At 73.7% G+C, this 21,295-nt stretch carries 21 protein-coding genes and 2 pseudogenes; 7 read left to right on the top strand and 16 right to left on the bottom strand.

Annotated features, from left to right (window positions below):
* Nucleotides 1-35: 35 nt before the first annotated feature.
* Genes ACFQ9Z_RS00250 through ACFQ9Z_RS00235 form a run of 4 tightly spaced genes read right to left on the bottom strand, consistent with a single transcriptional unit; the run spans nucleotide 36 to nucleotide 4,526 of the window.
* The gene (locus tag ACFQ9Z_RS00250; protein ID WP_383008979.1) at nucleotides 36-1,490 is read right to left on the bottom strand and encodes an NAD(P)/FAD-dependent oxidoreductase; all 1,455 of its coding nucleotides are present in this window, start codon (nucleotides 1,488-1,490) and stop codon (nucleotides 36-38) included.
* A gap of 32 nt (nucleotides 1,491-1,522) precedes the next feature.
* The gene (locus ACFQ9Z_RS00245) at nucleotides 1,523-2,680 is read right to left on the bottom strand and encodes an MAB_1171c family putative transporter (RefSeq protein WP_383008977.1); all 1,158 of its coding nucleotides are present in this window, start codon (nucleotides 2,678-2,680) and stop codon (nucleotides 1,523-1,525) included.
* 59 nt (nucleotides 2,681-2,739) lie between these two features.
* Nucleotides 2,740-3,915: an MAB_1171c family putative transporter gene (locus ACFQ9Z_RS00240; RefSeq protein ID WP_383008973.1), complete on the bottom strand. Its 1,176-nt coding sequence runs from the start codon at nucleotides 3,913-3,915 to the stop codon at nucleotides 2,740-2,742.
* On the bottom strand, nucleotides 3,912-4,526 hold the full coding sequence (locus ACFQ9Z_RS00235; RefSeq protein ID WP_383008970.1) for a toxin: 615 nt from the start codon (nucleotides 4,524-4,526) through the stop codon (nucleotides 3,912-3,914). The genes ACFQ9Z_RS00240 and ACFQ9Z_RS00235 overlap by 4 nt, the downstream gene beginning before the upstream one ends.
* Before the next feature lie 506 nt (nucleotides 4,527-5,032).
* Between ACFQ9Z_RS00235 and ACFQ9Z_RS00230 the strand changes: the two genes are divergently transcribed.
* Together ACFQ9Z_RS00230 and ACFQ9Z_RS00225 are read left to right on the top strand one after the other, a co-directional pair.
* Entirely contained in the window at nucleotides 5,033-6,340 is a 1,308-nt protein-coding gene (locus tag ACFQ9Z_RS00230) for a phosphatase PAP2 family protein (RefSeq protein WP_383008967.1), read from the top strand.
* 142 nt (nucleotides 6,341-6,482) lie between these two features.
* Complete coding sequence (locus ACFQ9Z_RS00225) at nucleotides 6,483-6,653, top strand: hydrophobic protein (protein WP_070029835.1); 171 nt, start codon at nucleotides 6,483-6,485, stop codon at nucleotides 6,651-6,653.
* A gap of 153 nt (nucleotides 6,654-6,806) precedes the next feature.
* Here the strand turns inward: ACFQ9Z_RS00225 and ACFQ9Z_RS00220 are convergent, their stop codons facing one another.
* On the bottom strand, nucleotides 6,807-7,439 hold the full coding sequence (locus tag ACFQ9Z_RS00220) for a glyoxalase (RefSeq protein ID WP_383008965.1): 633 nt from the start codon (nucleotides 7,437-7,439) through the stop codon (nucleotides 6,807-6,809).
* Nucleotides 7,440-7,654: 215 nt separating this feature from the next.
* Between ACFQ9Z_RS00220 and ACFQ9Z_RS00215 the strand changes: the two genes are divergently transcribed.
* Entirely contained in the window at nucleotides 7,655-8,899 is a 1,245-nt protein-coding gene (locus ACFQ9Z_RS00215; RefSeq protein ID WP_383008963.1) for an NAD(P)/FAD-dependent oxidoreductase, read from the top strand.
* Between the two features lie 36 nt (nucleotides 8,900-8,935).
* Here ACFQ9Z_RS00215 and ACFQ9Z_RS00210 read toward each other — a convergent pair whose 3' ends face one another.
* The gene (locus ACFQ9Z_RS00210; RefSeq protein ID WP_383008960.1) at nucleotides 8,936-10,432 is read right to left on the bottom strand and encodes a cryptochrome/photolyase family protein; all 1,497 of its coding nucleotides are present in this window, start codon (nucleotides 10,430-10,432) and stop codon (nucleotides 8,936-8,938) included.
* A 225-nt stretch (nucleotides 10,433-10,657) separates the two neighbouring features.
* Nucleotides 10,658-10,891 carry a hypothetical protein gene (locus ACFQ9Z_RS00205; RefSeq protein WP_383008957.1) on the bottom strand — a complete coding sequence of 78 codons (234 nt, stop codon included), beginning with the start codon at nucleotides 10,889-10,891 and terminating at the stop codon, nucleotides 10,658-10,660.
* A gap of 311 nt (nucleotides 10,892-11,202) precedes the next feature.
* Here ACFQ9Z_RS00205 and ACFQ9Z_RS00200 point away from each other — a divergent pair, with 311 nt between their 5' ends.
* Entirely contained in the window at nucleotides 11,203-12,048 is an 846-nt protein-coding gene (locus ACFQ9Z_RS00200; RefSeq protein WP_383008955.1) for an RNA polymerase sigma factor SigF, read from the top strand.
* An 87-nt stretch (nucleotides 12,049-12,135) separates the two neighbouring features.
* On the opposite strand, the pseudogene ACFQ9Z_RS00195 reads toward ACFQ9Z_RS00200, so the two are convergent.
* The 3 genes and pseudogenes from ACFQ9Z_RS00195 to ACFQ9Z_RS00185 all read right to left on the bottom strand — a co-directional run bounded on the left by ACFQ9Z_RS00195 (nucleotide 12,136) and on the right by ACFQ9Z_RS00185 (nucleotide 13,644).
* Nucleotides 12,136-12,231: pseudogene (locus ACFQ9Z_RS00195) on the bottom strand.
* A gap of 142 nt (nucleotides 12,232-12,373) precedes the next feature.
* Nucleotides 12,374-12,787 carry a cytidine deaminase gene (locus ACFQ9Z_RS00190; RefSeq protein WP_383008953.1) on the bottom strand — a complete coding sequence of 138 codons (414 nt, stop codon included), beginning with the start codon at nucleotides 12,785-12,787 and terminating at the stop codon, nucleotides 12,374-12,376.
* Between the two features lie 119 nt (nucleotides 12,788-12,906).
* On the bottom strand, nucleotides 12,907-13,644 hold the full coding sequence (locus ACFQ9Z_RS00185) for a dienelactone hydrolase family protein (protein WP_383008950.1): 738 nt from the start codon (nucleotides 13,642-13,644) through the stop codon (nucleotides 12,907-12,909).
* Nucleotides 13,645-13,815: 171 nt separating this feature from the next.
* Between ACFQ9Z_RS00185 and ACFQ9Z_RS00180 the strand changes: the two are divergent.
* Nucleotides 13,816-14,130 (top strand): annotated as a pseudogene (locus ACFQ9Z_RS00180) (RNA polymerase subunit sigma-24); the annotation flags it as partial.
* Between the two features lie 90 nt (nucleotides 14,131-14,220).
* On the opposite strand, the gene ACFQ9Z_RS00175 reads toward ACFQ9Z_RS00180, so the two are convergent.
* A complete protein-coding gene (locus ACFQ9Z_RS00175; protein WP_383008947.1) occupies nucleotides 14,221-14,607 on the bottom strand; it encodes a VOC family protein in 387 nt (128 codons plus the stop codon).
* A 70-nt stretch (nucleotides 14,608-14,677) separates the two neighbouring features.
* Between ACFQ9Z_RS00175 and ACFQ9Z_RS00170 the strand changes: the two genes are divergently transcribed.
* Nucleotides 14,678-15,628 carry a helix-turn-helix transcriptional regulator gene (locus ACFQ9Z_RS00170; protein WP_383008944.1) on the top strand — a complete coding sequence of 317 codons (951 nt, stop codon included), beginning with the start codon at nucleotides 14,678-14,680 and terminating at the stop codon, nucleotides 15,626-15,628.
* Nucleotides 15,629-15,683: 55 nt separating this feature from the next.
* Here ACFQ9Z_RS00170 and ACFQ9Z_RS00165 read toward each other — a convergent pair whose 3' ends face one another.
* Genes ACFQ9Z_RS00165 through ACFQ9Z_RS00155 form a run of 3 tightly spaced genes read right to left on the bottom strand, consistent with a single transcriptional unit; the run spans nucleotide 15,684 to nucleotide 17,951 of the window.
* A complete protein-coding gene (locus ACFQ9Z_RS00165; RefSeq protein WP_383008942.1) occupies nucleotides 15,684-16,391 on the bottom strand; it encodes a B3/4 domain-containing protein in 708 nt (235 codons plus the stop codon).
* A 39-nt stretch (nucleotides 16,392-16,430) separates the two neighbouring features.
* Nucleotides 16,431-17,078: an FMN-binding negative transcriptional regulator gene (locus ACFQ9Z_RS00160; RefSeq protein WP_383008940.1), complete on the bottom strand. Its 648-nt coding sequence runs from the start codon at nucleotides 17,076-17,078 to the stop codon at nucleotides 16,431-16,433.
* 36 nt (nucleotides 17,079-17,114) lie between these two features.
* Entirely contained in the window at nucleotides 17,115-17,951 is an 837-nt protein-coding gene (locus ACFQ9Z_RS00155) for an EamA family transporter (protein WP_383008938.1), read from the bottom strand.
* 115 nt (nucleotides 17,952-18,066) lie between these two features.
* Here ACFQ9Z_RS00155 and ACFQ9Z_RS00150 point away from each other — a divergent pair, with 115 nt between their 5' ends.
* On the top strand, nucleotides 18,067-18,651 hold the full coding sequence (locus ACFQ9Z_RS00150) for a helix-turn-helix domain-containing protein (protein ID WP_383008935.1): 585 nt from the start codon (nucleotides 18,067-18,069) through the stop codon (nucleotides 18,649-18,651).
* A 30-nt stretch (nucleotides 18,652-18,681) separates the two neighbouring features.
* Here the strand turns inward: ACFQ9Z_RS00150 and ACFQ9Z_RS00145 are convergent, their stop codons facing one another.
* Nucleotides 18,682-19,893 carry a PP2C family protein-serine/threonine phosphatase gene (locus ACFQ9Z_RS00145; protein WP_383008933.1) on the bottom strand — a complete coding sequence of 404 codons (1,212 nt, stop codon included), beginning with the start codon at nucleotides 19,891-19,893 and terminating at the stop codon, nucleotides 18,682-18,684.
* Between the two features lie 100 nt (nucleotides 19,894-19,993).
* Entirely contained in the window at nucleotides 19,994-21,106 is a 1,113-nt protein-coding gene (locus tag ACFQ9Z_RS00140; protein WP_383008930.1) for an aminotransferase class V-fold PLP-dependent enzyme, read from the bottom strand.
* Between the last annotated feature and the right edge of the window lie 189 nt (nucleotides 21,107-21,295).

The raw sequence follows: 21,295 nt of genomic DNA, 5'->3' as shown, positions 1-21,295 counted from the left end.
TACGGCGGCGGGCTCCCGGTGCGGGCCGGGGCCGGTCATGAGGTGCGACCGGGCCGCGGTGCGGCCGTCCGGTGCGCGGCGCCGGTGAGCTGGTCGAGTATCCGCTGTTCCGAGGGCTGCAGCGGAGGCTCCAGGGCCTTCGGGAGGGCCGGTCCGGTCAGGGCGGCGAGCAGGGCCCTGGGCCGCAGGGCGCGCGTGGCGGGCGTGGTGAGGCTCGTGACGTCCCACAGCGCCGAGGCCGCCTCGTACGTCCCGGTGGCCGCCCGGGTCAGCCGGTTGGTGTACCAGGCGGCGACCCGGTCGCCGACCCCCGGCCGGGCGCCGACGACGTCCGGATAGAGGACGTCCACTCCGACGGCGGTCGACCAGGCCGTGTCGACGTGGCGGGCCGCGCCGCGCAGGACGCGCCGGGACAGTCCGGGACCGGTGAGGCCGCGCCGCCGCACCTCCCGGGCCAGGACCTGGGCGCCGAGCGCCGCCACCGACATGCCCTGGCCGTAGGCCGGGTTGAACGTCGCCAGCGCGTCACCGAGGACGATCAGCCGCTCGGGCCACCGGCGGGCCTTCTCCAGGTACCGGCGGTTGTTGTCGGTGCTGTGGCCCCGGCTGACCGCCACGTCGGTGAGCGGTTCGGCGCCGGAGATGAGCCGGCCGACGATGGGGTGCGGCAGGGTGAGGGCGTAGTCCAGGAAGCCCTCGGGGTCGCGGGGCGGTTCGCCGCCCCGGGTGCCGGCCGCGCTGACCATCCACCGGTTGCCCTCGATGGGCAGGACCATGGCGCTGCGGCCGGGCCGGCCGTTGTAGGGGTTCGCCTGCACCAGGGTCAGCGGGAACGACTCGGCACCCGCCGGGGTCCGGTAGATCCGGGTGGCGTTGGTCAGCCCGGAGTCGATCTTCTTCTCCTCGATCCCGCTGATGCCGATGGCAGCCAGCCAGGTGAGGCTGCCCGAGCCGCGGCCGCTGGCGTCGACGACGACGTCCGCCGCCAGCTCGGGGCCCAGCCCGGCGTCCGCGTCCCGGCCGAGACGGACGCCGCAGACCTGCCGGGCGTCGCCGAGGAACCCCTCGACGGTCGCCCGGTGGAACGACACGCCGGGCCGGGTCTCGAGCAGGATCTGCCGCAGAACCCAGTCGGTGAGCGCCCGGGTGCAGGTGATCATGTGCGGACCGCTGCGTTTCCAGCGGTGGAACCAGCCGCCGTCCGGAGTGAGGGCCAGCATCCCGTTGCCCAGCGCGATCTCGTGCGCCCCCGCCTTCAGGAGGCGGTCCCGCACGCCGACGGGGAACAGGTCCTCCATCGCGGACAGGCCGCCGGCCATGAGCAGGTGGGCGTGCCGTCCCTGGGGGACGCCACGCCGGTTCTCGGGCCCCTGGGGCAGCTCGTCCCGGTCGAGCACGTGGATCTGCAGCGTGGGTTCCGCCAGGGACAGCGCTGCTGCGGCCACCAGTCCGGCCGTGCCGGCTCCGATCACGACAGCTTTGTGCGGCAACGGGCTCTCCTCGTAGTGTTCTTGAGACTGCGTCACTGGGTGTGTATTCGCTCCGGCGCCGCCGCCTTGTGCAGGCGGTGCACGGCGTCCGCCAGCTCGACCAGATCGATGGTGATGCGGAACTTCTCCGGTGGATCGGCGGGGCCGGCGCACTTGCCCGACGCACGGCGTAATCCGTCCATGATCATTGCTTCCTCCGATGCGGCGCGTGCCCTGTCCTGACGCTCACCGCGCTGGACGGCCGCCGCGTACGCGGTGTGGCCGACCCGCTGGTCGAAGTGCGCGGTGAGCTGCAACAGGGCGTCGCGGATATTGGCCTCCAGCAGGTAGAGGCGGTTGCTCGGCAGTTGCCACCACAACTGCCACCAGGTCGGTTCCGCCCTCGGCGCCGTCGCCACGTCCTGCACGGCCGGCCACAGGGGCTTCAGCGCGCGGTAGGTGGCCAGGCTCTGCCGCTCCGCCGCGGCGGCGGAGGCGAGGCGCGGCAGGACGAAGCCGGCGGAGTAGATCAGGGCGCCCAGGGCGGCGGCCGGGGGCGCCACGGTGGTCGACAGGACGTCCAGGTCGTACCCGAGCCAGCGGGCGACGACCGCGGTGACCTTGGTGAGGGTGAATCCGAGGGTGTCGACCAGCAGGCCCGCGAGGATCAGCCTGAGGCCGACCCGCAACAGGCCGGTGACCTCGTCCCGCGCCCACTTCAGGCAGACCGCGCTCAGCACGATGGTGCTGGTCAGATGCCCCACGAGGTAGAGGACGATCATCTCCCTCATGTAGGGGGTGTTCGCGTAGTAGGTGTCCAGGTCGGTGAGCCGCTCCGTGCGCGCGTCCGCGAGGGCGAACAGCGCGACGACGGCGACCACGAGCGTGCCGTAGACCGCGACGGTCAGCCGGACCATGCGACGTATCCGCTCCTGCGGCCCACCCCGCCAGTGGATCAGCAGGATGATCAGCGAGCAGCTGAACGCGGAGATCGAGCCGTAGGTGAGCGGGGCGCCGACGTTGGGGATGCCGGTGGCGCGGTTGACCGCCGCGAGGGTCACCGGCGCCGCCCACACGAAGCAGACGGCGGCGAGGAACGTGGTGGCCCGGGTGGCGACGGTCAGGGGGGAGCGGGGAGTCGTACGTGGTCGGCGAAGCAGCATGGCGGCCAGGGCCAGGAGGAAAGCCGCCGTATACACGACAAGACTCATCTCGTGGGGGACTCCGTTCAGGTCCTCTTGCGGTGTGGGGGGATGGGTGGCGGTCGTCGTCAGACGCGGGGCCGGGCCGGTCCGGCCCCGCCGGCGACGGGGGCGATCGCCCGCGTCGCGCGCCCCGATCTCTTCAGGGCGTCGGCGATCAGGACCAGGGCCTCGGAGTCGCGGGGGTGGGACAGCCGGGCGGCCGCGCCGGCGGGTTCGAGCAGGGGCTGGGTACTTCGCTGGGCGGCGGCCGCGATGGTGGCGGCCCACGCCGCGGAGACGGCTCTCTCCCGGTCGCCCGTCCGCGTCAGCTCCGCGTCGTGGACCTCGTCGAAGAGCCGTGTGTCGAAGAGCGTCTCGATCGCGTGCAGCCCGTTGAGGATGGTGCTCCGGCGCCAGGTGCCCCACAGGAACGGCGAGCAGGGCCGCTCCACCCGCAGGGCGCGGTCGCGCAGCACCGGGTCCAGCGCGGCGTCCAGGGAGGCGAGCCGGAAGAAGTCGCGCCACGCCGAGAAGTGGTAGCCCGCCATCGGCAGCAGCACCCCCGCCACGGTCAGCAGGGCCCCGAGGCCGGCGCAGACGGGCGGTACGGACGTCGCGAGCACCGGCCAGTCCCGGCCCGACCACCGCGCGACGACGGCGATCAGCTTGGCGACGCTGTACCCGGCGGTGATCACCGTGCCGGTGCCGATCGTCAGCAGACTGGCCCGCAGCCAGGGCCGCTCGCGCACCTCCGCCTCGAAGGCCCAGCGCAGCGACCACAGGGCGCTGACCGTCACGGCCGTCAGGTGCGCGACCAGGTACAGGACGACCATCTCGGCGATCCAGGGCGTCGTCGCGTAGTACGTGTCGAAGTCGGTGCGCCGTTCCTGTGGCGTCCTCCCCAGCGCGAACAGCGCGGCGATACCGGCGAGAACGGCCGCGTAGCCGCCCATCCAGCGCCGCGTCGTCCGCCGTACCGCCGGGCCGCCGCGCCAGCAGGCGATCAGGATGAGCAGCGAGGCGCTGTAGGCGGTGATCGAGACGTAGGTGAGCGGGGCGGCCAGGTTGGGCACGCCGCTGACCCGGTTGATCATCCCGACGGAAGGGGGCGCGCCGAAGAGGAAGCACAGCGAGGCGAAAGCCAGCACCGCGTTGATGGCACGCTGGGACAGGTCGCTCCGGTGCCGGATCAGATCGGGCAGCTTGGCCAGCAGTCCGACCCACAGCAGACCGCAGCTGACGTAATTTATCGCCCCGCTCATTTCCGGTTTCCCCGATAGTTGAGAGCGTCGGCGATGCGGCGGGCCGTCTCACCGGTGATCACGTCCCGCTCCATCAGCGCCCGCATCTGCTGGCCGACCCGGATGCCGAACAATTCGGCCTCTTTCTCGGGGTCGTCGTCGAAACGAGAACGTGCGGCAGCCGGCTGCGCGCCGTGCTCATGCCCTGATTCCAGGGGGCCGCAGCCCCCGGCGGCCGGCTGCTCCGCGGCGAAGCCCTCCCGCTGCCGCATGTGCCACAACTCGTGACCGAGTATCTGCGCCTGGTGCCAGATCTCGGCGCCCTGCTCGATGATGACGTCGTCCCTGTCGGCACGTTCCAGCCACATCCCCGTCGCCTTGAACTCGCGGGGAATGGGCACGCGGTGCACCTCCAGCCGGCGGTCGCCGCGCCACTGCCTGGCCGACTCGACCAGGGCCTCGAACAGGTCCTCCGGGCTCCCGGCCGGTCCGGCACCCGGCCCGGCCCCGTCCGCGCCGGTGGCGCTCAGCCTTTCCCGGATGGGGTCGATGAGCGCCGCGGCGAGCCGGCGCATCTCCCGGTCGCGCCTGCGCTGCCTGTGCCACCGGCGGAGCCGGTCCGGGGAACTCATCGGCCGCCCAGCACACGCGCGGGGGCATGCCGGAGGAGCTCCGGGGCTCCGGCCGGTCGGACGCCGGCATCGTCTGCTGCCACCGAGTCCTCTCCCGGGCGCGTAGCTTCGGATCAGGGAACGTGCCTGACGTGAGGGTATCCGTAACGTCCCCCGGCAGGTCGCCAGTGTTCGGCATCTCCGATTCGTCCGCCGGCCCGACTGCCCGTTTCAGCGGCCTCAGTTGACACTCCGTGATGCCGGTCGACGGAACCACCACGCGCAGTGACCCCTCCGGTCGCGCCGGAGTCCGGCCCACGCTCGGCCGTTAATCGCTCAAATCCCCCCGCACCGCTCCGATAGCATGATCCGGCCCAAGACGAGCGCCCTCGACGCCCGTTCCGCGAGGAAGAACTGCCATCCGGCACAACTGGCGACCCCATAACCCGAGATCTGACAAATCGGCCAAAAAGTTGATACCTATACCATCGCGGGTGTTTTCGCGAATAGACAGCAGAGTCAAGTCCGTGCCGTGGCGTGAACCGCGGACCGTCCTGTGGATCACCGCGGGGGCGGTGACCCTCGGCTTCCTCGTCGCGCTCGAGATCGCCGCGCACCACTACGGACTGGCGGGACCGATCGCCAGTCAGGCGCGAGAGGTGATCTTCCCGCCCAAGTCGGGCTTCCTGCTGTACGCCAGCATGGCGCTGACGATGGTCGTGCTCACCTGGCGGCAACGGGTCATCGCGCTGTGCACCGCGATCGGCATCGACGCCGTCATCCTGCTGGTGCGCTGGGCCGCGGGGGCCGACCTGACCGAGGGCCACCCCTTCGGCAACGGCGCGCTGTGGGTGCTCCTGGGATGCGCGGTCGTCGCCGTCACCCGGCGTACGGGCGCGGAACGCGCCCTGCTGCTGAAGGGCGTCGGACTGGGTCTGCTGCTCGTGGCCGGCCGCAAGACGGGCGACACCTGGCTGGTCATCACGTCCAAGACGCGACCGGCGGTGCTCGACCAGTACGTGGCGACCGCCGACCACGCACTGGGCAACCCGTCGTGGCTGGTGGGCCGCCTGGTCCGGGCCACGGGCCCGGTCGGCGCCCACGCGCTCGACTACGTCTACGCCCAGCTCGCGGTCGCCGCCGTGGTCGTCACGATGTACCAGTTGCGCGACGTGGCGGCCGAACGCCGCTTCCCGCGCCACCACCTGGTGCGCACCTTCCTGGTCATCGGCCTTCTCGGGCCCGGGATCTACATGATCTTCCCGGTGGTCGGACCGGTGTTCGCCTACGGCGCCGACGGCGGGCACTGGGCGGTGGCCAACCTGTGGCCGGACACCCCGACGCCGCTGTCCGGCCCGCAGCACATGCCCTTCGACGGCATCACCCCGCGCAACTGCATGCCCAGCCTGCACACCGCCTGGGCCACCGCCATCTTCATCCACTCCCGCAGGGGCCCCCGCGTGCTGCGCTTCGCGGGCACGTTCTGGCTGGTCGCCACACTGACCGCGACCCTGGGCTTCGGCTACCACTACGGCGCGGATCTCATCGCCGGCGTGGTGTTCACGCTCACGATCGAGGCGGCCCTGCGCTCCCTCGAACGCGGCTGGGACCGCACGGGGACCCGGCTCGTCGCCCACGGCGCGGCGGTGTTCGCGGCGCTCCTCGTCTCCTACCGTTGGCTGCCGGTCGAAATGGCCACGCACCCTTGGGTGTTCGGACCGCTTCTCGTTCTGGCGATGGGCTCGGTGATCCACGCCTACGTACGCGCCACCAGACTCTGGGACCCGCAGCCGCTGCCGGTCCCGAATCCGGAACCGCAACCCGAGCCGGCGTGAGCCCGCCGGGGGCGGCAGGAGGAAGCCGCTCCCGGAATCGCCGCAACTCGCGCTCATGCCCTTCATCACATGGAAAAAACCAGCAATTCCCGTGCGTGTGGAGAAGAACCAAGGGCATTCGGTAGCCAGGAGGTTGATAACTATGGTTCCCCTGCTTCTGGTTCTTCTGCTGGCCCTCATTCTCTTCGGCGCGGGTTTCGCCCTGAAGGCACTCTGGTGGATAGCCGTCATCGTGCTGGTCGTCTGGCTGCTGGGCTTCGTCGTCCGGTCCGCGGACGGTACGGGCCGCAAGGGGCGCTGGTACCGCTGGTAGACAGGCGCACCCCAGCGCACGGAACACGCCACGCCTGATTCGTGGACGGGGCCCGGCCGTCACGGCCGGGCCCCACGTGTGTGCGAGCGCGCGGTGCGGTCCCGAGCCCGCACCGCGCGGGGCCGGAGCCGTCCACCACGGACCGGACCCGGCTCAGGAAGCGGCCGCGGCCGGGGCCGACGCCTCCCAGACGAACCCGTCGGGGTCGCGGAACGGACCGGCGGCGCCGGAGAGCACGAGCCGGTGCGATCCGGTGCCGTCGGCGGGCAGCCCCGCGTCCTTGGCGAGCGCGCGGCGCTTGTACAGAGCGAGCTTGACGGCTCCCGTTCCGGCGGCGAACTCGACGTACGTGCCGCCGAAGCTCCTGCCCACGGTGAGGCCCCGCTCGACGTAGAAACGCTTGCTCGCCCGCACGTCCTCGACGCCCAGCAGCAGCACGAACTGGTCGAAGCCACGGGTGACCGGGCCGGTGTCCTTCTTCGCCGACGTGGCGATCTTCCAGACCGTGCCGTCCGGGGCCTGGACGACTCCGCCGTAACCCCACAGCGACTTCGCGGCGGGCTTGAGCGGGGTCGCGCCGGCGTCGAGGGCCGCGCCGACGAGGGCGTCCACGTCGCCCGGCTGGGACACCACGAGCGACAGCGTGAAGCCCCGGAAGCCGCTCGTCGGTTCCCCGCCCGAGCGCAGGCGCACGAGCGAGGAGTCCAGGCCGAAGGCGGTGGAGTGGAAACGGGCGGCGGCCGCGGGGTCGGCCACCTCGAGGGTGACGGAGTCGATGGAGGTCATGTCCTCGACCGTAGGGAACGCCGGGGCGCCGGGGCTTCTCGAAAACTGACCGATCCGGCCCCGGCGGCACGGCCGGCGGCCGGTGCACCCGATCGGCGTCCCCCGGCGCACCCCGCTGCGGCGGAACGGGTGCGAACGCGGGACCCGGTGGGCGCGCCGCGTGCCCGGCCCCGGCTTTCGGAGTACAGGTTTCCGCGTCGAAGGAAGGGACCACGATGACTCCGCACAGCGGGCAGCCGGACACCGTCGTCGTCGGTGCGGGCCTCGCCGGCCTGGCCTGCGCACTGGACCTGTGCCACGCCGGCCGGCGCGTCGCCCTGCTCGAGGCGTCCGACGGCGTGGGCGGCCGCATGCGCACCGACCGGCGGGACGGGTTCCTGCTGGACCGGGGCTTCCAGGTGTTCAACACCTCCTACCCGCAGGTGCGGCGACGCCTCGACCTGAGGGGCCTGCGCCTGCGGCCGTTCACCCCCGGGGTCATCGCACACACCCCGGGGGGCCCCGTCCGCCTGACCGACCCGACCCGGCGGCCGAAGGAGGCGGGGTCGCTGCTGCCCGGGAGGGTCCTGCCGGCCCGCGACCTGGCCGCCCTCGCGGCGCTCACCGCACGGGACACCCTGCTGCCCGCCGGCGCTCTCAAGCGGGGCCCGGACCGCTCGACCGCCGCGACCCTGATGCGCGCCGGTGTCTCGGCGCGCACGGTGAACGAGATCCTGCGCCCGTTCCTGTCCGGTGTCTTCCTGGAGGACGAGCTGGAGACCTCCGGGCGCTTCTTCCATCTGGTGTGGCGGAGCATGGCCCGCGGGACGCTCTGTCTGCCGGCCGAGGGCGTCGGCGCCGTACCCGCCCGGCTGGCCCGCGACCTGCCCGGCGGCGTACTGCGGACGAAGACGCCGGTCACCGGGGTCACCGCCGCCGGCGTGCTGCTGGCGGACGGCGGTGAACTGCCCGCCGCGTCCGTCGTCGTGGCGACGGACGCCGGCACCGCGGCCCGGCTGCTGCCCGGCCTGGCCACTCCGGACAGCCGCACCGTCACCACGTACTACCATGCCGCCGACCGGTCACCGCTGGCCGAGCCCACCCTGATCGTGGACAGCTCCGGGGAGGTGCTCAACACCTGCGTCATGACCGAGGTGACGCCCACGTACGCGCCGCCCGGCACCGCGCTGGTCTCCACCTCGGTACTGGGACCCGACCGCCCGGAGGCGGGCCGGGCCGTGCTGGGGCGCCTGGCCGAGCTGTACGGCACCGACACCGGCCAGTGGCGGCAGGTCGCCGCGTACACCGTGGCGGGGGCGCTGCCCGCCATGAGGCCGCCCTGGCCGCTGAGCCGCACGACGCGCCTCGCGCCGGGCAGGTACGTCTGCGGGGACCACCGGGCGACGGGCTCGGTGCAGGGAGCGCTGGCGTCGGGCGCCCGGGCCGCCCGGGAGGTGCTGGCCGACCTCGCACGCGCCTGAGCGACGCGCTCCGCTCACGGGGGCGAGTCACCCCGCTCACGGGGGTGCGTCGCCCCGCGCGCGTTCCTGCCGGCGTACCTCGGCGAGGTCGGTGAGACGCTCCAGCTGCCGCACGGGCTGCGCGATCCGCTGGTTGTGAGCGAGGCGTTCGCGGTGCCGGTCCAGGAACGCCCAGTAGCCGGCGGTGTAGGGGCAGGCGTGCTCACCGGTGCGCTCGCCCGGCCGGTAACGGCAGGGCCCGCACAGGTCGCTCATACGGTTCACGTACGAACCGCCGGACGTGTAGGGCTTCGTCGTCATCCGGCCGCCGTCGGCGTACTGGGACATGCCGACGACGTTGGGGACCATGACCCAGTCGTAGCCGTCGACGAAGCAGCGGTGGAACCAGTCCGTGACCGCGGCGGGGTCCCAGCCCCGCTGCAGGGCGTGGCTGCCGAGGATCATCAGCCGGGGGATGTGGTGCGTCCACCCCGTGTCCCGTACCTGCGCCAGGACCGTGCGCAGACAGCGTGCCCCGACCGCGTCCGCGTCCAGCTCGTTCCACCAGCCGGGCAGCGGGGCGGTGTGCCGCAGGACGTTGGAACGCCGGTACTCCTCGCCGAAGTACCAGTACAGCTGCCACACGTACTCGCGCCAGCCGGCGATCTGCCGGACGAAGCCCTCCACACTGCCGAGCGGCGCCCGCCCGGCGCGCCACTGCGCCTCCGCACGCTCGACGCACTCGGCCGGGTCGAGCAGGCCGAGGTTGAGCGAGGAGGACAGCAGACTGTGGCTCATCACCGGGTCCTCGGCGAGCACGGCGTCCTCGTAGGGCCCGAAGGTGCCGAGCCGGTAGGACAGGAAGCGTTTCAGGGCGGCTCGCGCCTCGGTGCGGGTCGCGGGGAACGAGCGGGGGCCGTCACGTCCGACGAAGGACACGTCGCCGTCCCGCTCCCAGCGGTCGAGGTCGTGGCGGACCTCGTCGTCGATCCCGTCCTCCCGGGGGCGGTAGGGCGCGGGGACCGGAAGAGTCCGCGCCTCGCCGGGCGGCGGCCGCCGGTTGTCGTGGTCGTAGTTCCACTGGCCGCCGGCCGGGGTCCCGCCGTCCATCAGCAGGTCGCGTCCGCGGCGCACCCAGTGGTAGAAGTCCTCCTGCCGCAGGCGCTTGCCGCCGTGCCCGTCCGCCCACGCCGTGAAGTCGGCCACCGGCACCAGGAAGCCACGCGCGGGGCCCACGGTGACCCGGGGGAGTGAGCGCACCAGCCGCGCCGCGGCGTACGACGTCGGGTGGTGCACGGTGACCGGGCGGCCGCCCGCCGCGCGCTCCAGGCCCTCCCGGTAGGTGCCGGCCCGTACGTACGTCATCCGTTCGCCGAGCTCGGCCGCCCGATGGCGCATCGCGGACAGCACCAGGTGTGCCTTGGCCCGGTGGAAGCGTCTGCGCCGGAACACCGAACGGGCTTCGATCATCAGCAGCGGTGTGTCCCGGCCGGGACCGTGCTCGCCGGGGGTGAGGAAGTGCGGGCCGAGCTGGTCGCCGAAGAGCCAGTGCACGGTCCGTCCCGGCTCAGCCGCGGTGGCGGGCATACGGTGCGTAGCAGCCGTCGTCGTGCATGGGCGTCTCCCGTCGAGGGCGTCGGGCGGTGCCGGCCGGTCGCGGCCGGGCGGCCGGGACCGGACCGCCCACCCATCACTTCCCGGAACGGCCGGCCGGCGGATGCGCGGCACGGCGGCGCACCACCCGACCGGGGCCGCCAGTCGGCCGAAGGGCGCGAGACGTCAGCCGCCGGCGGCGAGGGCGAGGGCGAGGGCGGTGACGATGAGGGCGTACGCGGCCACGGTGAGCGCGGTCCGGGCCAGACGCAGCCCGTTCACACGCGGCCCGTTCACACGCGGCCGGGCCGGCGGCGTGAAGCTGCAACAGGGCTTCTGCGAGGGCCGGTCGGGGGTCTCCAGCCAATAGGAACCCAGCAGGCGCGAGGTGCCGGTGAGGGATGCCTGTTCGTCATGCACGTGCGGGCAAACGGCCGTGGGACACGGCGGGTTGCGGCGGCGGGTGCGGTCGGCATCAGACCGTGATCTCGCATAGTTACCGGGCATCTGCCGGCGCGCCGTCCCGGTGACGCCGGCCGAGGAGGTCCACCTGTCCCCAGCGGCACGGCCGGCGCGCTCGCGCACCCCGGCCGCGTGCCCCGCCGATTTGGTGCGAGCCGTAGGCGTGGGTGCAGGATGTGGGGGTAGGCGCTGCGTCGTCAGCCCCTCGCCAATGGCGTTAGCCGCGGGGAGGACAGCAGCGGCGGGTCCGGGAATTCGGGAGGGGAAGCATGACGCTCACGAGCATGGTGGCAAGAGGCACGCGGACGGTGGAGCTGCCGGAGGTCGCCGACCCCTCCAAGGTGGCGCCCAGGGACGCCCGCGAACTGTCCAGGCTGTTCTTCCAGCAGCTCGCGGAGCTGGAAGAGGGCACGCCGGAGTACCAGTACGCGCGCAACACGCTGATCGAGATGAACATGTCCCTGGTCCGCTTCGCGGCCGGCCGCTTCCGCAGCCGGGGCCCGGAGGAGATGGAGGACATCGTCCAGGTCGGCATGGTCGGCCTGATCAAGGCGATCGACCGGTTCGAGCTGTCCCGCGAGGCGGAGTTCACCTCCTTCGCCATCCCCTACATCGTGGGCGAGATCAAACGATTCTTCCGCGACACGACCTGGGCCGTGCACGTGCCCCGGCGCCTGCAGGAGGCCCGGGTGCAGCTCGCCCGCGCCACGGAGGAGCTGCAGAGCCGGCTGGGCCGCATGCCGACGGCCGGGGAACTGTCGGAACTGATGAGCCTGTCCGAGGATGAGGTGCGCGAGGCCCGGCTCGCCGCGAACGGCTACAACTCCTCCTCCCTGGACGCCACCATCAACGGCAGCGTGGACGGTGAGGCCGCGCTGGAGAACTTCATCGGCGCCGAGGACGCGGCGCTGGAGCTGGTGGAGGACTTCCACACGCTGGCCCCGCTGATCGCCGGGCTCGGCGAGCGGGACCGGCAGATCATCCACATGCGGTTCGTGGAGGAACTCACGCAGGCCCAGATCGGCGAACGCCTGGGCGTCTCGCAGATGCACGTCTCGCGCCTGCTCTCGCGCACCCTCGCCCGCCTCCGCGAGGGCATGCTCTGCGGCCACTGACCACTCGGCCCGCGCACGGAACCGGATGCCCGTCACTCCCGTGGCGGGCATCGGCCGCGTCCGTTCCCGGCGGACGGCCGCGTGCCGCGGAGAGGGCAGGGTTTGAACCTGCGTGGGCCCCGAGGGGGCCCGACCGTGAGGCGAGCTCGCTGGTCCCCGACCAACCGCTCCGCGCACCTCTTCCCCTGACCGGCCCGGGCGCCTTCCCCGTGCCGCTCAGGGGAAAGAGCCTGCCGTGTCCCCCTGACGGGACGCCGACGCGGCCCTGACGCCCGCCGTGGAGCGGGGTGCGGGCCGCGCGGTCTCGCGCGCGGCCCGCACCGGTTCAGCCTGCGTCGAGCTGGTGGTCGGCCCAGACGTAGCTCTCCGGCAGCAGGTCCGAGACGGGGACCGCCCGGAGGCCGTCACCGCTGCCGACGATGACCCTGAGCGCGGGGAAGTAGTCGAGCAGCACCTGACGGCAGCGGCCGCACGGCGGAACGACCCCGCGGTCACGGTCGCCCACGGCGACCATCGTCTCCAGTTCGTACGCCCCCTGGGCAGCCGCCGCACCGATGACGACCAGCTCGGCGCAGGGCCCTCCGGTGAAGTGGTAGGCGTTCACCGCCGTGACGATCCGGCCGTCGCGGGCCCGGGCCGCGGCCGCCATGGTGTGGTTGTCGCCCTGGCAGCGCGTGCCGGCGACGTCCGCCGCGGCCTGGACGAGTTCGTGGTCCACGGGGTGGGCCTGCGTGGTCATGTGCTGCGCCTCCTTCAGGTGTCCAGCGACCTTGACCCGCGGAACGGAAGCGCGCAAGCCCATATCGACGGCGTGCGTGCCCGGGATGCCGTCCGCGCCCCGTGGACCCCGGGGGCGCGTCAGTTCAGGTGCCGGGCGAAGAACCGCAGGGAACCGTCCAGTTCGAAGGCCGGAAGCCCGCCGTGCTCGCCGGGGTTGGCGTGCAGCGTCTTCTCCGCCGAGGCCAGGGCGTCGAACAGCGCGAGCCCCGCCGCCCGGGGCACCCGCTCGTCGTCCCACTGCAACAGGAACTCCACCGGAACGGTGATCCGCGAGGCGGCTTCCGCCGAGGACGGCGCCGACGCCCCGCCCAGTCCCAGCACGGCCGCGCGGACCCGGGGTTCGGCGGCGACGAAGGGGACCCCGAGACCGCAGCCGAGCGACACACCCCAGTACCCCACCGGACCGGCGCCCACGTCCTCCACCGCCTGGACCGCGTCCAGCGCCGCCCGCCATTCCGGCACGGTCCGGCGGGCCACGAGCGCCTGGAACTCCGCGATCAGCGGGCCCGGTTCCGCGCCCGCTTCCACACGCGCCTGGTTCTCGGCCGCGAGCCGGTCGTACTCCTCGTGCAGGGGCCGGTCACCGTGGCCCGGAACGTCGAGCGACGCCACCGCGAAGCCGAGCCCGGTCACGAAGCGACGCGCCAGGGCGACGACGTCCGGGTCCTTCTTGTGGCGGCCGCCGCCGTGCCCGATCAGGACGAGGGGACGAGTACCCGTGGCGCCCGCGGGCGTCCACAGCACACCGGGGATCTCGCCGAGGCGGAAAAGTCGTTCGGTGACGCCGTCGGAGGACGTCTCGGAGGTGAAGCGCATGGCCTTGGCCTTTCGGGATGCCTTACGCGGGCACTCCCCGGACCGTGCGAGTGAGGGAGTCCCGACCTGTCGAAGCGTTGATCGGTCTCACCTCCTCGGTTCGCAGCGGCGCACGTCGGCGAGAACCTATCACCGCGCGGACCGGCGCCGCGCGGACCGGCGCCCGGCCGGCCCACCGCCGAGGAGACCGACTGGGTGCAGACCGTCGAGTGGTACGACGAGTTCGCGCGCCTGACCGACGGCCCCGTCGGCCGGCTCAACCGTGCCGTCGCCGTCGGCGAGGCCGACGGCCCGCGCGCCGGGCCGGCGGCGCTCGCCGCGCTGGACGACTCGCTGCCCCGGCACACGGCGGTGGCGGCCTGCCTTCACGAGCGCGACGGCGACCTGGCGACGGCGGCACGGCTGTACGCCGAGGCGGGCCGCAAGGCGCCCAACCTGGCCGAACGCGACCACCTCACCCGCGAGACCGCCCGGTTCAACGCCCGCCATGCCCCGCGACCGGGCGTCACCCGGACACACCGGCACGCGGCTCGGCGGGGCGCCGGCCGCGATGTCCGGTGAACCGGAGGCGGGATGTCAGACCAGGGTCGTGATGCAGAACGGGTGACCGGCGGGGTCCAGCAGCACACGCCAGCGTTCGGGCTGCGGCTGGAACCCGGGCTTGGTGGCGCCCAGGCCGAGCAGGTGCTTCTCGGCGACGTCCAGGTCGTCCACGCCCAGTTCGATGTGGGCCTGCTTCTCCTGGGCCGGGTCCGGCCAGGTGGGCGGGCGGTAGCCGGCCAGGCGGTTGAAGGCGAGGCCGGTCGCGCCGTCCTTGCCCAGCAGGATGAAGTCGTCGCTGGTGAAGTGCGCCGACATGCCGAGCAACTCGCCGTAGAAGCGCGCCAGTTCGGCGGGGTCGGCGCAGTCGAAGGTGACGGCGGCGTAGCGGAACGCGGGTGCGGAAGTGGTGTCCGTGCTCATGAGGGAACGCTATGCGCCAACCCGGACAGTTCCGGTCCTGGTCGTGGCGCGGTGTGGAAAACTTCCCCGGGTGATCGGCTCATCCGCCCGCCTGCTGCGGCTGCTGTCCCTGCTGTCCTCCCGGCCGTCGTGGACCTGCGCCGAACTGGCCGCGCGGATGGAGGTCACGGACCGCACGGTGCGCCGGGACATCGCCCGGCTCCGTGAGCTGGGCTACACCGTCGACTCCGAGGCGGGCCCCTGGGGCGGCTACCGCCTCCGCGCGGGCTCGCGGCTGCCGCCGCTGGTCCTCGACGACGAGGAGGCGCTGGCCGTGGCGGCCGGACTGCGGGAGGCGGCGCAGGGCACCGCCTCGGGCGGTGACCAGGCCGCGCTCTCCGCGCTGCTGAAGCTGCGCCAGGTGCTGCCCCCGCGGATCGCCCGGCGGCTCGGCGACCTGGACGACGCGTTCGTCAGCCTGCCCACGGCCGACGGGCCGCGCGTCGCGACGGGCGTGCTGCTGGAGTTGGCGGCCGCCTGCCGGCGAGGTGAGCGGGTGCGGCTGTCCTACGTCGACGCGGAGGGGCGCACGACGCTCCGGGAGGTGGACCCGTACCGGCTCGTGTGCACCGGGCGCCGCTGGTACTTCGTCGCCCGGGACGTGGCGCGCGGCGAGTGGCGGACGTTCCGGGCCGACCGGGTCGGCCGGCTGCAGCCCACCGGCCGGCCGGCGGACCTCGGCGACCCGCCCGACCCGGCGCGGCTGGTCTCCCGCAACATCGCGAACGGCCCCTATCCGGTCTCGGCGACCGTCCGCATTCCTCTCCCCATGGACGCGGCACTACGGCTCGTCCCCGCGACGGTCGGCACCCACCGCGCCGACGGCCCCGACGCGACCGTCGTCGACATAGGCGGCCCCGACCCGGACGGCCTCGCGCGCTACCTCCTCGGCCTCGGCACACCGCTGCGGGTCCTCGCACCGGACGCGGTGCGGCAGGCCCTGGTGGACCGCGCCCGCCGGCTCCTCGAGGCCCAGGAGTGAACGCGCCCTCGTCGCAGCGGGGCGCCGTGCGGGGCCCGGCGGACGCGGGCGGGTCTCAGACCTCGACGCGGGGCCGGGCGGGGCCGAGGTAGTGCACCGCGGTCCGGTCGGCCCGCGGCACGAGCAGGCCCTGCAGCTCGTCCGCTGCGAGCTTGAGGAGGTGGCCGTCGCGGGTGGCGCGGAGGGTCTCCAGGACGAAGGCGACCGTGGCGGAGTCCTCGGTGACCCGGGTGCGATGGGCGTCGCGGTGGTTCCAGTGCCGGGTGAGGACGTCCGTGCCGTCGATGTAGATGATCTCGCCGGGCTTGGGGTGCTCGACGGTGCCGGCCTCGCCGAGCGGGGTGAACGTCTCGCTGCCTTCGGCATGGCGGATCTCGACCTCCCCGGTGACGTGGTCGAGGTCGAAGGCGCCGGCGGGCAGGCCGTGGCGGACGGAGACCGCGTTGTAGGAGTCGACGGCCGGGTTGACGCGCGGCAGGGTGCCCTTCTTGGCGAGACGGCGGCCGAGGGCGTCGACGCTGGGGCGGATGCGGCGGGGGTTGGTGCCGAAGGAGCGGTAGGCGGTGTGCCATGCGTCGATCCGGGGGTCCTGCTCGTCGGCGGGCTGCCAGGTGCCGTCGGCGAGTTGCTGCTCCAGGGCTTCCAGCGCGGCGGTGGTGTCGGGCCAGGGTTCCCGGCCGCGCAGACCGGCGGCGGTGACCACGGCGATGAGGGTGTCGGGGAAGGCGTCGGCGACGGCGGGGCTGATACGGAAGACGGTCATGAGCGGGATCCTGTTTCGTGCGCGCGTGCTGGGCGGGGGTCAGGGCTTCCAGGGGCCGGTGCGGTCCAGGCGGCGCAGCTGCTGCTGTGCGGCGGGCACGTCGAGGCCCTGCCCGCGCCCGGTGAGGTGGCCGGCCACGGCCGTGCGGTGTTCGACCGTTTTGTGGTCGTCGTACTTGAACTTGGCCCGCACCTCGACGACTTCCAGCTCCAGGCCGCGGATGCCGGGCAGCATGCGACCGTAGGGCGGCCGGCCGGGATCGATCGGGGCGTGGTCGCCGTCGGGCTGGAAGTGCGCCATCTGCCGGCGCAGCAGCTCGGCCTTGGCCTCGGGGTCGTCGACGACGCGGGCCCGGCAGGAGAACTGCACGGCCGCGTAGTAGCTGGTGGGCACGCCGTCGGTGGGCGGGGTGCCGGGCTTGGCGCGCCAGGGTCCGGGGACGAAGGCGTAGTCGCCGAAGACGGTGAAGGTGACGTTGGGGTCGTGCTCGATCGCCGCCCAGACCGGGTTGGGCCGGGCGAGGTGTATCAGCAGCCGGCCGGCGTCGGTGGTGAAGTGGGTGGGGACGACGGCGGGCGGGCGGCCGGGCAGCCCGTTGACGCTGAGCTGGCCGAAATCGTGCCCGTCGGCGATCCAGGCCTGCCATTCGGCGTCGTCCAGGCAGGCGTCCCAGGGCTGGATGAACATGCGGTTCTCCTTGCGGCGAGGGGGAGGGGCGGCGGCTCAGGCGAGGGCGAGGAGGCCGACGGCGACGGCGGCGGCGCCCAGGCCGACGAGCTGGCCGCGGTGGATGCGTTCGGCGAGCACGCCCCGGGCGAGCAGGACCGTGCCGGCCGGGTACAGCGCGGTCGTGACGGCCACGACCGTGAGGTCCCCGCTGCGGGCGGCGAGCAGGAACAGCAGGTTCGCCACCGAGTCGAGGGCGCCGGCGGCCGCGGAGACCGCGTACGCGGGCCGCTGTGCCCCGAGCCCGCGGCGCAGCATCCCGGCCGCGGCCAGCGTGACGGCCGAGGACACGGCCCGGCCCGTGATCAGCGGAGCCACGCCGCTGTCCGCGGGAGCCTGGTGCAGGCAGACCAGCTGGAGCGCGATGGCGGCGCCCGCCCCGAGGGCCAGCAGCAGCGCCGTCCGGGAGACCCGCGCCGAGCGGGCGCCGTGTCCCGCGCTGACCAGTACGACCGCGACGAGTGCGAGCGGCAGGCCGATCAGCCCGGCGGGCGTCAGGCGTTCGCCCTGGCACAGGCCCACGCCGACCGGCAGCGCGGCGGACACCAGCGCGGTCACCGGTGACAGCACGTTCATGGGCCCGATCGCCAGCGTCCGGTACAGCAGCGCGAACGCGGCGGCCGAGGCGACCCCGGACGCGGCGCCCCAGAGGAGGGCGCCGGTGCCGAACGAAGCGCCGAGGACCGGCCACAGCAGCAGCTCCACCGCGAGCGAGGCCGGAGCGGCGACCATCACGGTGCGCAGGACGTGGGCCTTGCGGGCGCCGAGGCCGCCGAGGAAGTCGGCGCATCCGTAGGCGAGGGAGCTGCCCAGGGCAAGCAGCAGAGCGATCACGGTGCATCCCTTACTATCAGTGGAACGACCGAACCGTACAACGGACCGACCGGGTTGTGTCAATCAAACGACCGGACGGTACATTGCAGTGGTCCACCGGCAAGGATGGTGATCGATGGCAGAGACCGAGGCGGCCCTGCGCGCGCTGGCGCACAACGTCCGCGCGGCCCGCACCCGCGCGGGCCTGTCGCTGGACGAGCTGAGCAGGCGCGCCCAGGTGAGCAAGGGTGCCCTGGTCGCGCTGGAGAAGGCCCAGGGCAACCCGAACTTCGCCACCCTGGTGCGGCTGGCCGACACCCTCGGCGTCTCCGTCTCCGCCCTGCTGGAGGGCCGGGCGGAGGCCCGCGTGCGCGTGGTGTCCGAGGACGCCCTCGCCCCGTTGTGGAACGGACCGCGGGGCAGCGAGGCCCGGCTCATGCTGACCACCTCGGGCCCGGCCCCGGTCGAGGTCTGGCGCTGGAGCCTGGAGCCTGGCGAGGAGTACCCCAGCCACCCGCACCAGGCCGGCGTCGTGGAGACCGTCAGCGTCACCTCAGGGCGGATGACCCTGATCGTCGACGGCACCGAACACCCCGTGGAAGCCGGTGAGACCGCCACCTTCGACGGGGACACCGCCCACACCTACCGCGGCTCGGGCACCGGGACCTGCCGTCTGATCATGACCGTCCACATTCCGCCAGGACCGGGCCCCGCGGCCTGACCCGCGCGGCCGTGCGGGCCGGGCCGGCGCTCACCGGACGTACGCGTTGGAGCCGCCGCTGGTGGTCCGCAGGCCGGAGCGGCTGCCGTGCCAGTCCAGCACCAGGGCGGTGGCATCGTCCGCCAGCGTCCCCCCGCCCGCGTCGAGGGCGGCCGTGGTCAGGGCCCGCACCACCTCGCGGGGGTGCTCGGCGCGGGTGTCCCCGATCAGGGCGGGCAGGTCGACCGCGGCCGCCTGGCGCTCCTGCATGCCGTCGGTGATCAGCACCAGGCGATCGCCCGGCTCGAGGCGGAACCGCTGCACCTCGTAACCGGCCGGCGAGGGCACCCCGAACGGCAGATTGATCCTGACGGTCAGTTCCTCGACCCGTCCGTCGCGCAGCCGCAGCGGCCAGGGGTGGCCCGCGTTGACCAGCTCGCAGCGACCGGATTCCAGCTCGACGCGGAGCAGCTGGCCGGTGGTCATGCCGCGCGCGTGGGCGGCGAGGGCACGGTGCGCGGCGTACGCCTGGTCGAGCAGGCCGAACCCGGCGCGGCGGGCCCCGCGCAGGGCGTTGACGGTCAGCGTGGCCAGCAGCGCCGACTCCGTGTCGTGCCCCATCGCGTCCGTGATCGACAGATGCAGTACGTCCTGGTCGAGGGCGTAGTCGTAGGTGTCTCCGCCTATGTCGTCCGCCGGGGCCAGGCCGGCCGCGAGGGTGAACTGGGCCGCCTCGCAGCAGGCCGCCGACGGCAGGAGCTGGTGCTGGATCTCCGCGGCCAGACTCACCGAGGTCGTGCGCCGCCCCGCGTGGTAGAGGTCGGTGAAGCGGCGGTCGGTCACCACTATGTAGGCGAGCGCGTGTGCGGCCTGCGCCACCGCGTCCCGGACCGAGTCGTCGAGGTGCGGGACCACCATCTCCAGCATGCCGATGCAGTCCCCGCGGTTCGTCACCGGCACCACCAGCCGTCTGCCCTCGCCGTCGTCGTCGTCCTCGTGCACGCGCTGGGAGCGCAGCACCCGCTCGTAGACGCTGCCCGCCAGCGCGATCCACTCCGGTTTGCCGGGAGCGTCCCCGGCCGTACCGGCCCTGGGCAGCCGGATGGCCCCCTGGCCGAGCATGTCGATGAGCAGGAACGACACCTGCGCCGCCGAGAAGCGCTTCTGCAGGTTCCGCGCCACCACGTCCACCGACTCCACCGGAGCGGCGTCCTCCGCCGCCCCGAGCACCTCGTCCAGGCCCAGGCCGTCATCACCCACCACACGCACCTCCCCGTTCCTGACACTCCGGGTGCCCCGCAGCCCGGCCCGAATGCGTCGCCCGGGCGACCTCGCCGCCCCGGGCCCGTGCCGGGTCGCGGCGTCAGGCCCGCAGCGCGGCGAGCGCGGCGGCGAGCCGCTCGGACACCTCGGGCGGGGTGGAGGCGTGCGGAGACAGCCGGAGCGAGTCCTCGCGCACCGTCAGCGCGAGGCCCTCGGCGTGCAGCAGTTTCGCGACGTGGGACGGATCGTGGCCCGGCACCGCGAAGGAGAGGATGCCCGCGCGACGGGCCGGGTCGGCGGGGGACAGCACCCGGCCCCGGTGCCGGTGGATCACCTCGGTGAGTTCGGTGACCCGCGCGGCGACGGCCGCCTCGACGGCCGAGACGGTGTGCCGCTCCACGAGGTCCAGCGCGGCCGCGAACGAGGCGGCCGCCACCGGACTGAGATTGGTGATGGACCACCGCTGCGCACCGGCGGCGGGCGGGTGCTCGGTGCCGTCGAACACACCGGCGTCCCGCACCCCCGTCCAGCCGGTCAGCACCGGCTCCAGCGTCTCCAGAGCCCGGTCCGACAGGGTCGCGAAGCCCGTGGCCCAGCCGGCGCGCAGCCACTTCTGGCCGCCCGCGACCACCACGTCCGCCGCCTCCCACGGCATCTCGGCCACGCCGAACGCCTGGATGGCGTCCACGACGAGCAGCCGGCCGGGCCCGATCGCCTCGCGCAGCGCCGCCAGATCGGCGCGGAAGCCGGTGCGGAAGTCGACGGCGCTGACGGACACCGCCACCACGTCGTCGGTGAGGGCGGCGCGGACCAGGTCCGCGCTGACCCCTTCGCCGGGCCCCGGGTCCAGCCAGCGAGGCGTGGCCCGGCCCAGTTCCCCGGCGCGCCGCCACGGATAGTGGTTCGCGGGGAAGTCGCTTCGCGGCGCGAGGACCACGCCCTCCCGCACGCCCAGGGCGGCGTGGAACAGCCCGGTGGAGGCGTTGGGCAGCAGCACGGTGTGCTCGGCGTCGCTGCCCGCCAGCCTCGCGGCGGCCTCGCGCGCCGTCCCCTCCGCGCGCATCAGGTCGTCCACGGTGGTGTGCCCCGCGTGCGCGGCCGCGTCCATCGCGCGGGTGGTGGCGGCCACGGCGTCGCGCGAGGGCGGGCCGAACCGGGCGAAGTCCAGGTACCCGGCAGGGGTGTCGAACTGGGCGGCGTAGGAGGTGAGCACGCGGCTCGTCCTTTCACGGCGGGGCGGACGGGCGGGGCGGCGGGCGCCCCGGGCGGGCAGCGCCGCCGGCCGGCCGGTGACCCGGTGTTCTCTGCCACGTGCGCGTCCCGCTCGCCCGCACGCTACGCGGCACGTCCCGCGCGCGCGGTCCCGGGGTGCACGTGCCCGGCGCGCCGCCGCGCCGGCCCG

This window comes from Streptomyces sp. NPDC056580, assembly GCF_042793175.1.
Taxonomy (GTDB): Bacteria; Actinomycetota; Actinomycetes; order Streptomycetales; family Streptomycetaceae; genus Streptomyces.
This window is presented reverse-complemented; position numbering and strand designations above follow the sequence as displayed.

Excerpts from the sequence above, each read along its gene's own strand:
- ACFQ9Z_RS00190 (WP_383008953.1), bottom strand. The coding sequence starts at position 12,787 with ATGACCACGCAGGCCCACCCCGTGGACCACGAACTCGTCCAGGCCGCG.
- ACFQ9Z_RS00245 (WP_383008977.1), bottom strand. The coding sequence starts at position 2,680 with ATGAGTCTTGTCGTGTATACGGCGGCTTTCCTCCTGGCCCTGGCCGCC.
- ACFQ9Z_RS00235 (WP_383008970.1), bottom strand. The coding sequence starts at position 4,526 with ATGAGTTCCCCGGACCGGCTCCGCCGGTGGCACAGGCAGCGCAGGCGC.
- ACFQ9Z_RS00240 (WP_383008973.1), bottom strand. The coding sequence starts at position 3,915 with ATGAGCGGGGCGATAAATTACGTCAGCTGCGGTCTGCTGTGGGTCGGA.
- ACFQ9Z_RS00220 (WP_383008965.1), bottom strand. The coding sequence starts at position 7,439 with ATGACCTCCATCGACTCCGTCACCCTCGAGGTGGCCGACCCCGCGGCC.
- ACFQ9Z_RS00200 (WP_383008955.1), top strand. The coding sequence starts at position 11,203 with ATGACGCTCACGAGCATGGTGGCAAGAGGCACGCGGACGGTGGAGCTG.
- ACFQ9Z_RS00150 (WP_383008935.1), top strand. The coding sequence starts at position 18,067 with ATGGCAGAGACCGAGGCGGCCCTGCGCGCGCTGGCGCACAACGTCCGC.
- ACFQ9Z_RS00160 (WP_383008940.1), bottom strand. The coding sequence starts at position 17,078 with ATGTTCATCCAGCCCTGGGACGCCTGCCTGGACGACGCCGAATGGCAG.
- ACFQ9Z_RS00185 (WP_383008950.1), bottom strand. The coding sequence starts at position 13,644 with ATGCGCTTCACCTCCGAGACGTCCTCCGACGGCGTCACCGAACGACTT.
- ACFQ9Z_RS00215 (WP_383008963.1), top strand. The coding sequence starts at position 7,655 with ATGACTCCGCACAGCGGGCAGCCGGACACCGTCGTCGTCGGTGCGGGC.
- ACFQ9Z_RS00165 (WP_383008942.1), bottom strand. The coding sequence starts at position 16,391 with ATGACCGTCTTCCGTATCAGCCCCGCCGTCGCCGACGCCTTCCCCGAC.
- ACFQ9Z_RS00225 (WP_070029835.1), top strand. The coding sequence starts at position 6,483 with ATGGTTCCCCTGCTTCTGGTTCTTCTGCTGGCCCTCATTCTCTTCGGC.
- ACFQ9Z_RS00175 (WP_383008947.1), bottom strand. The coding sequence starts at position 14,607 with ATGAGCACGGACACCACTTCCGCACCCGCGTTCCGCTACGCCGCCGTC.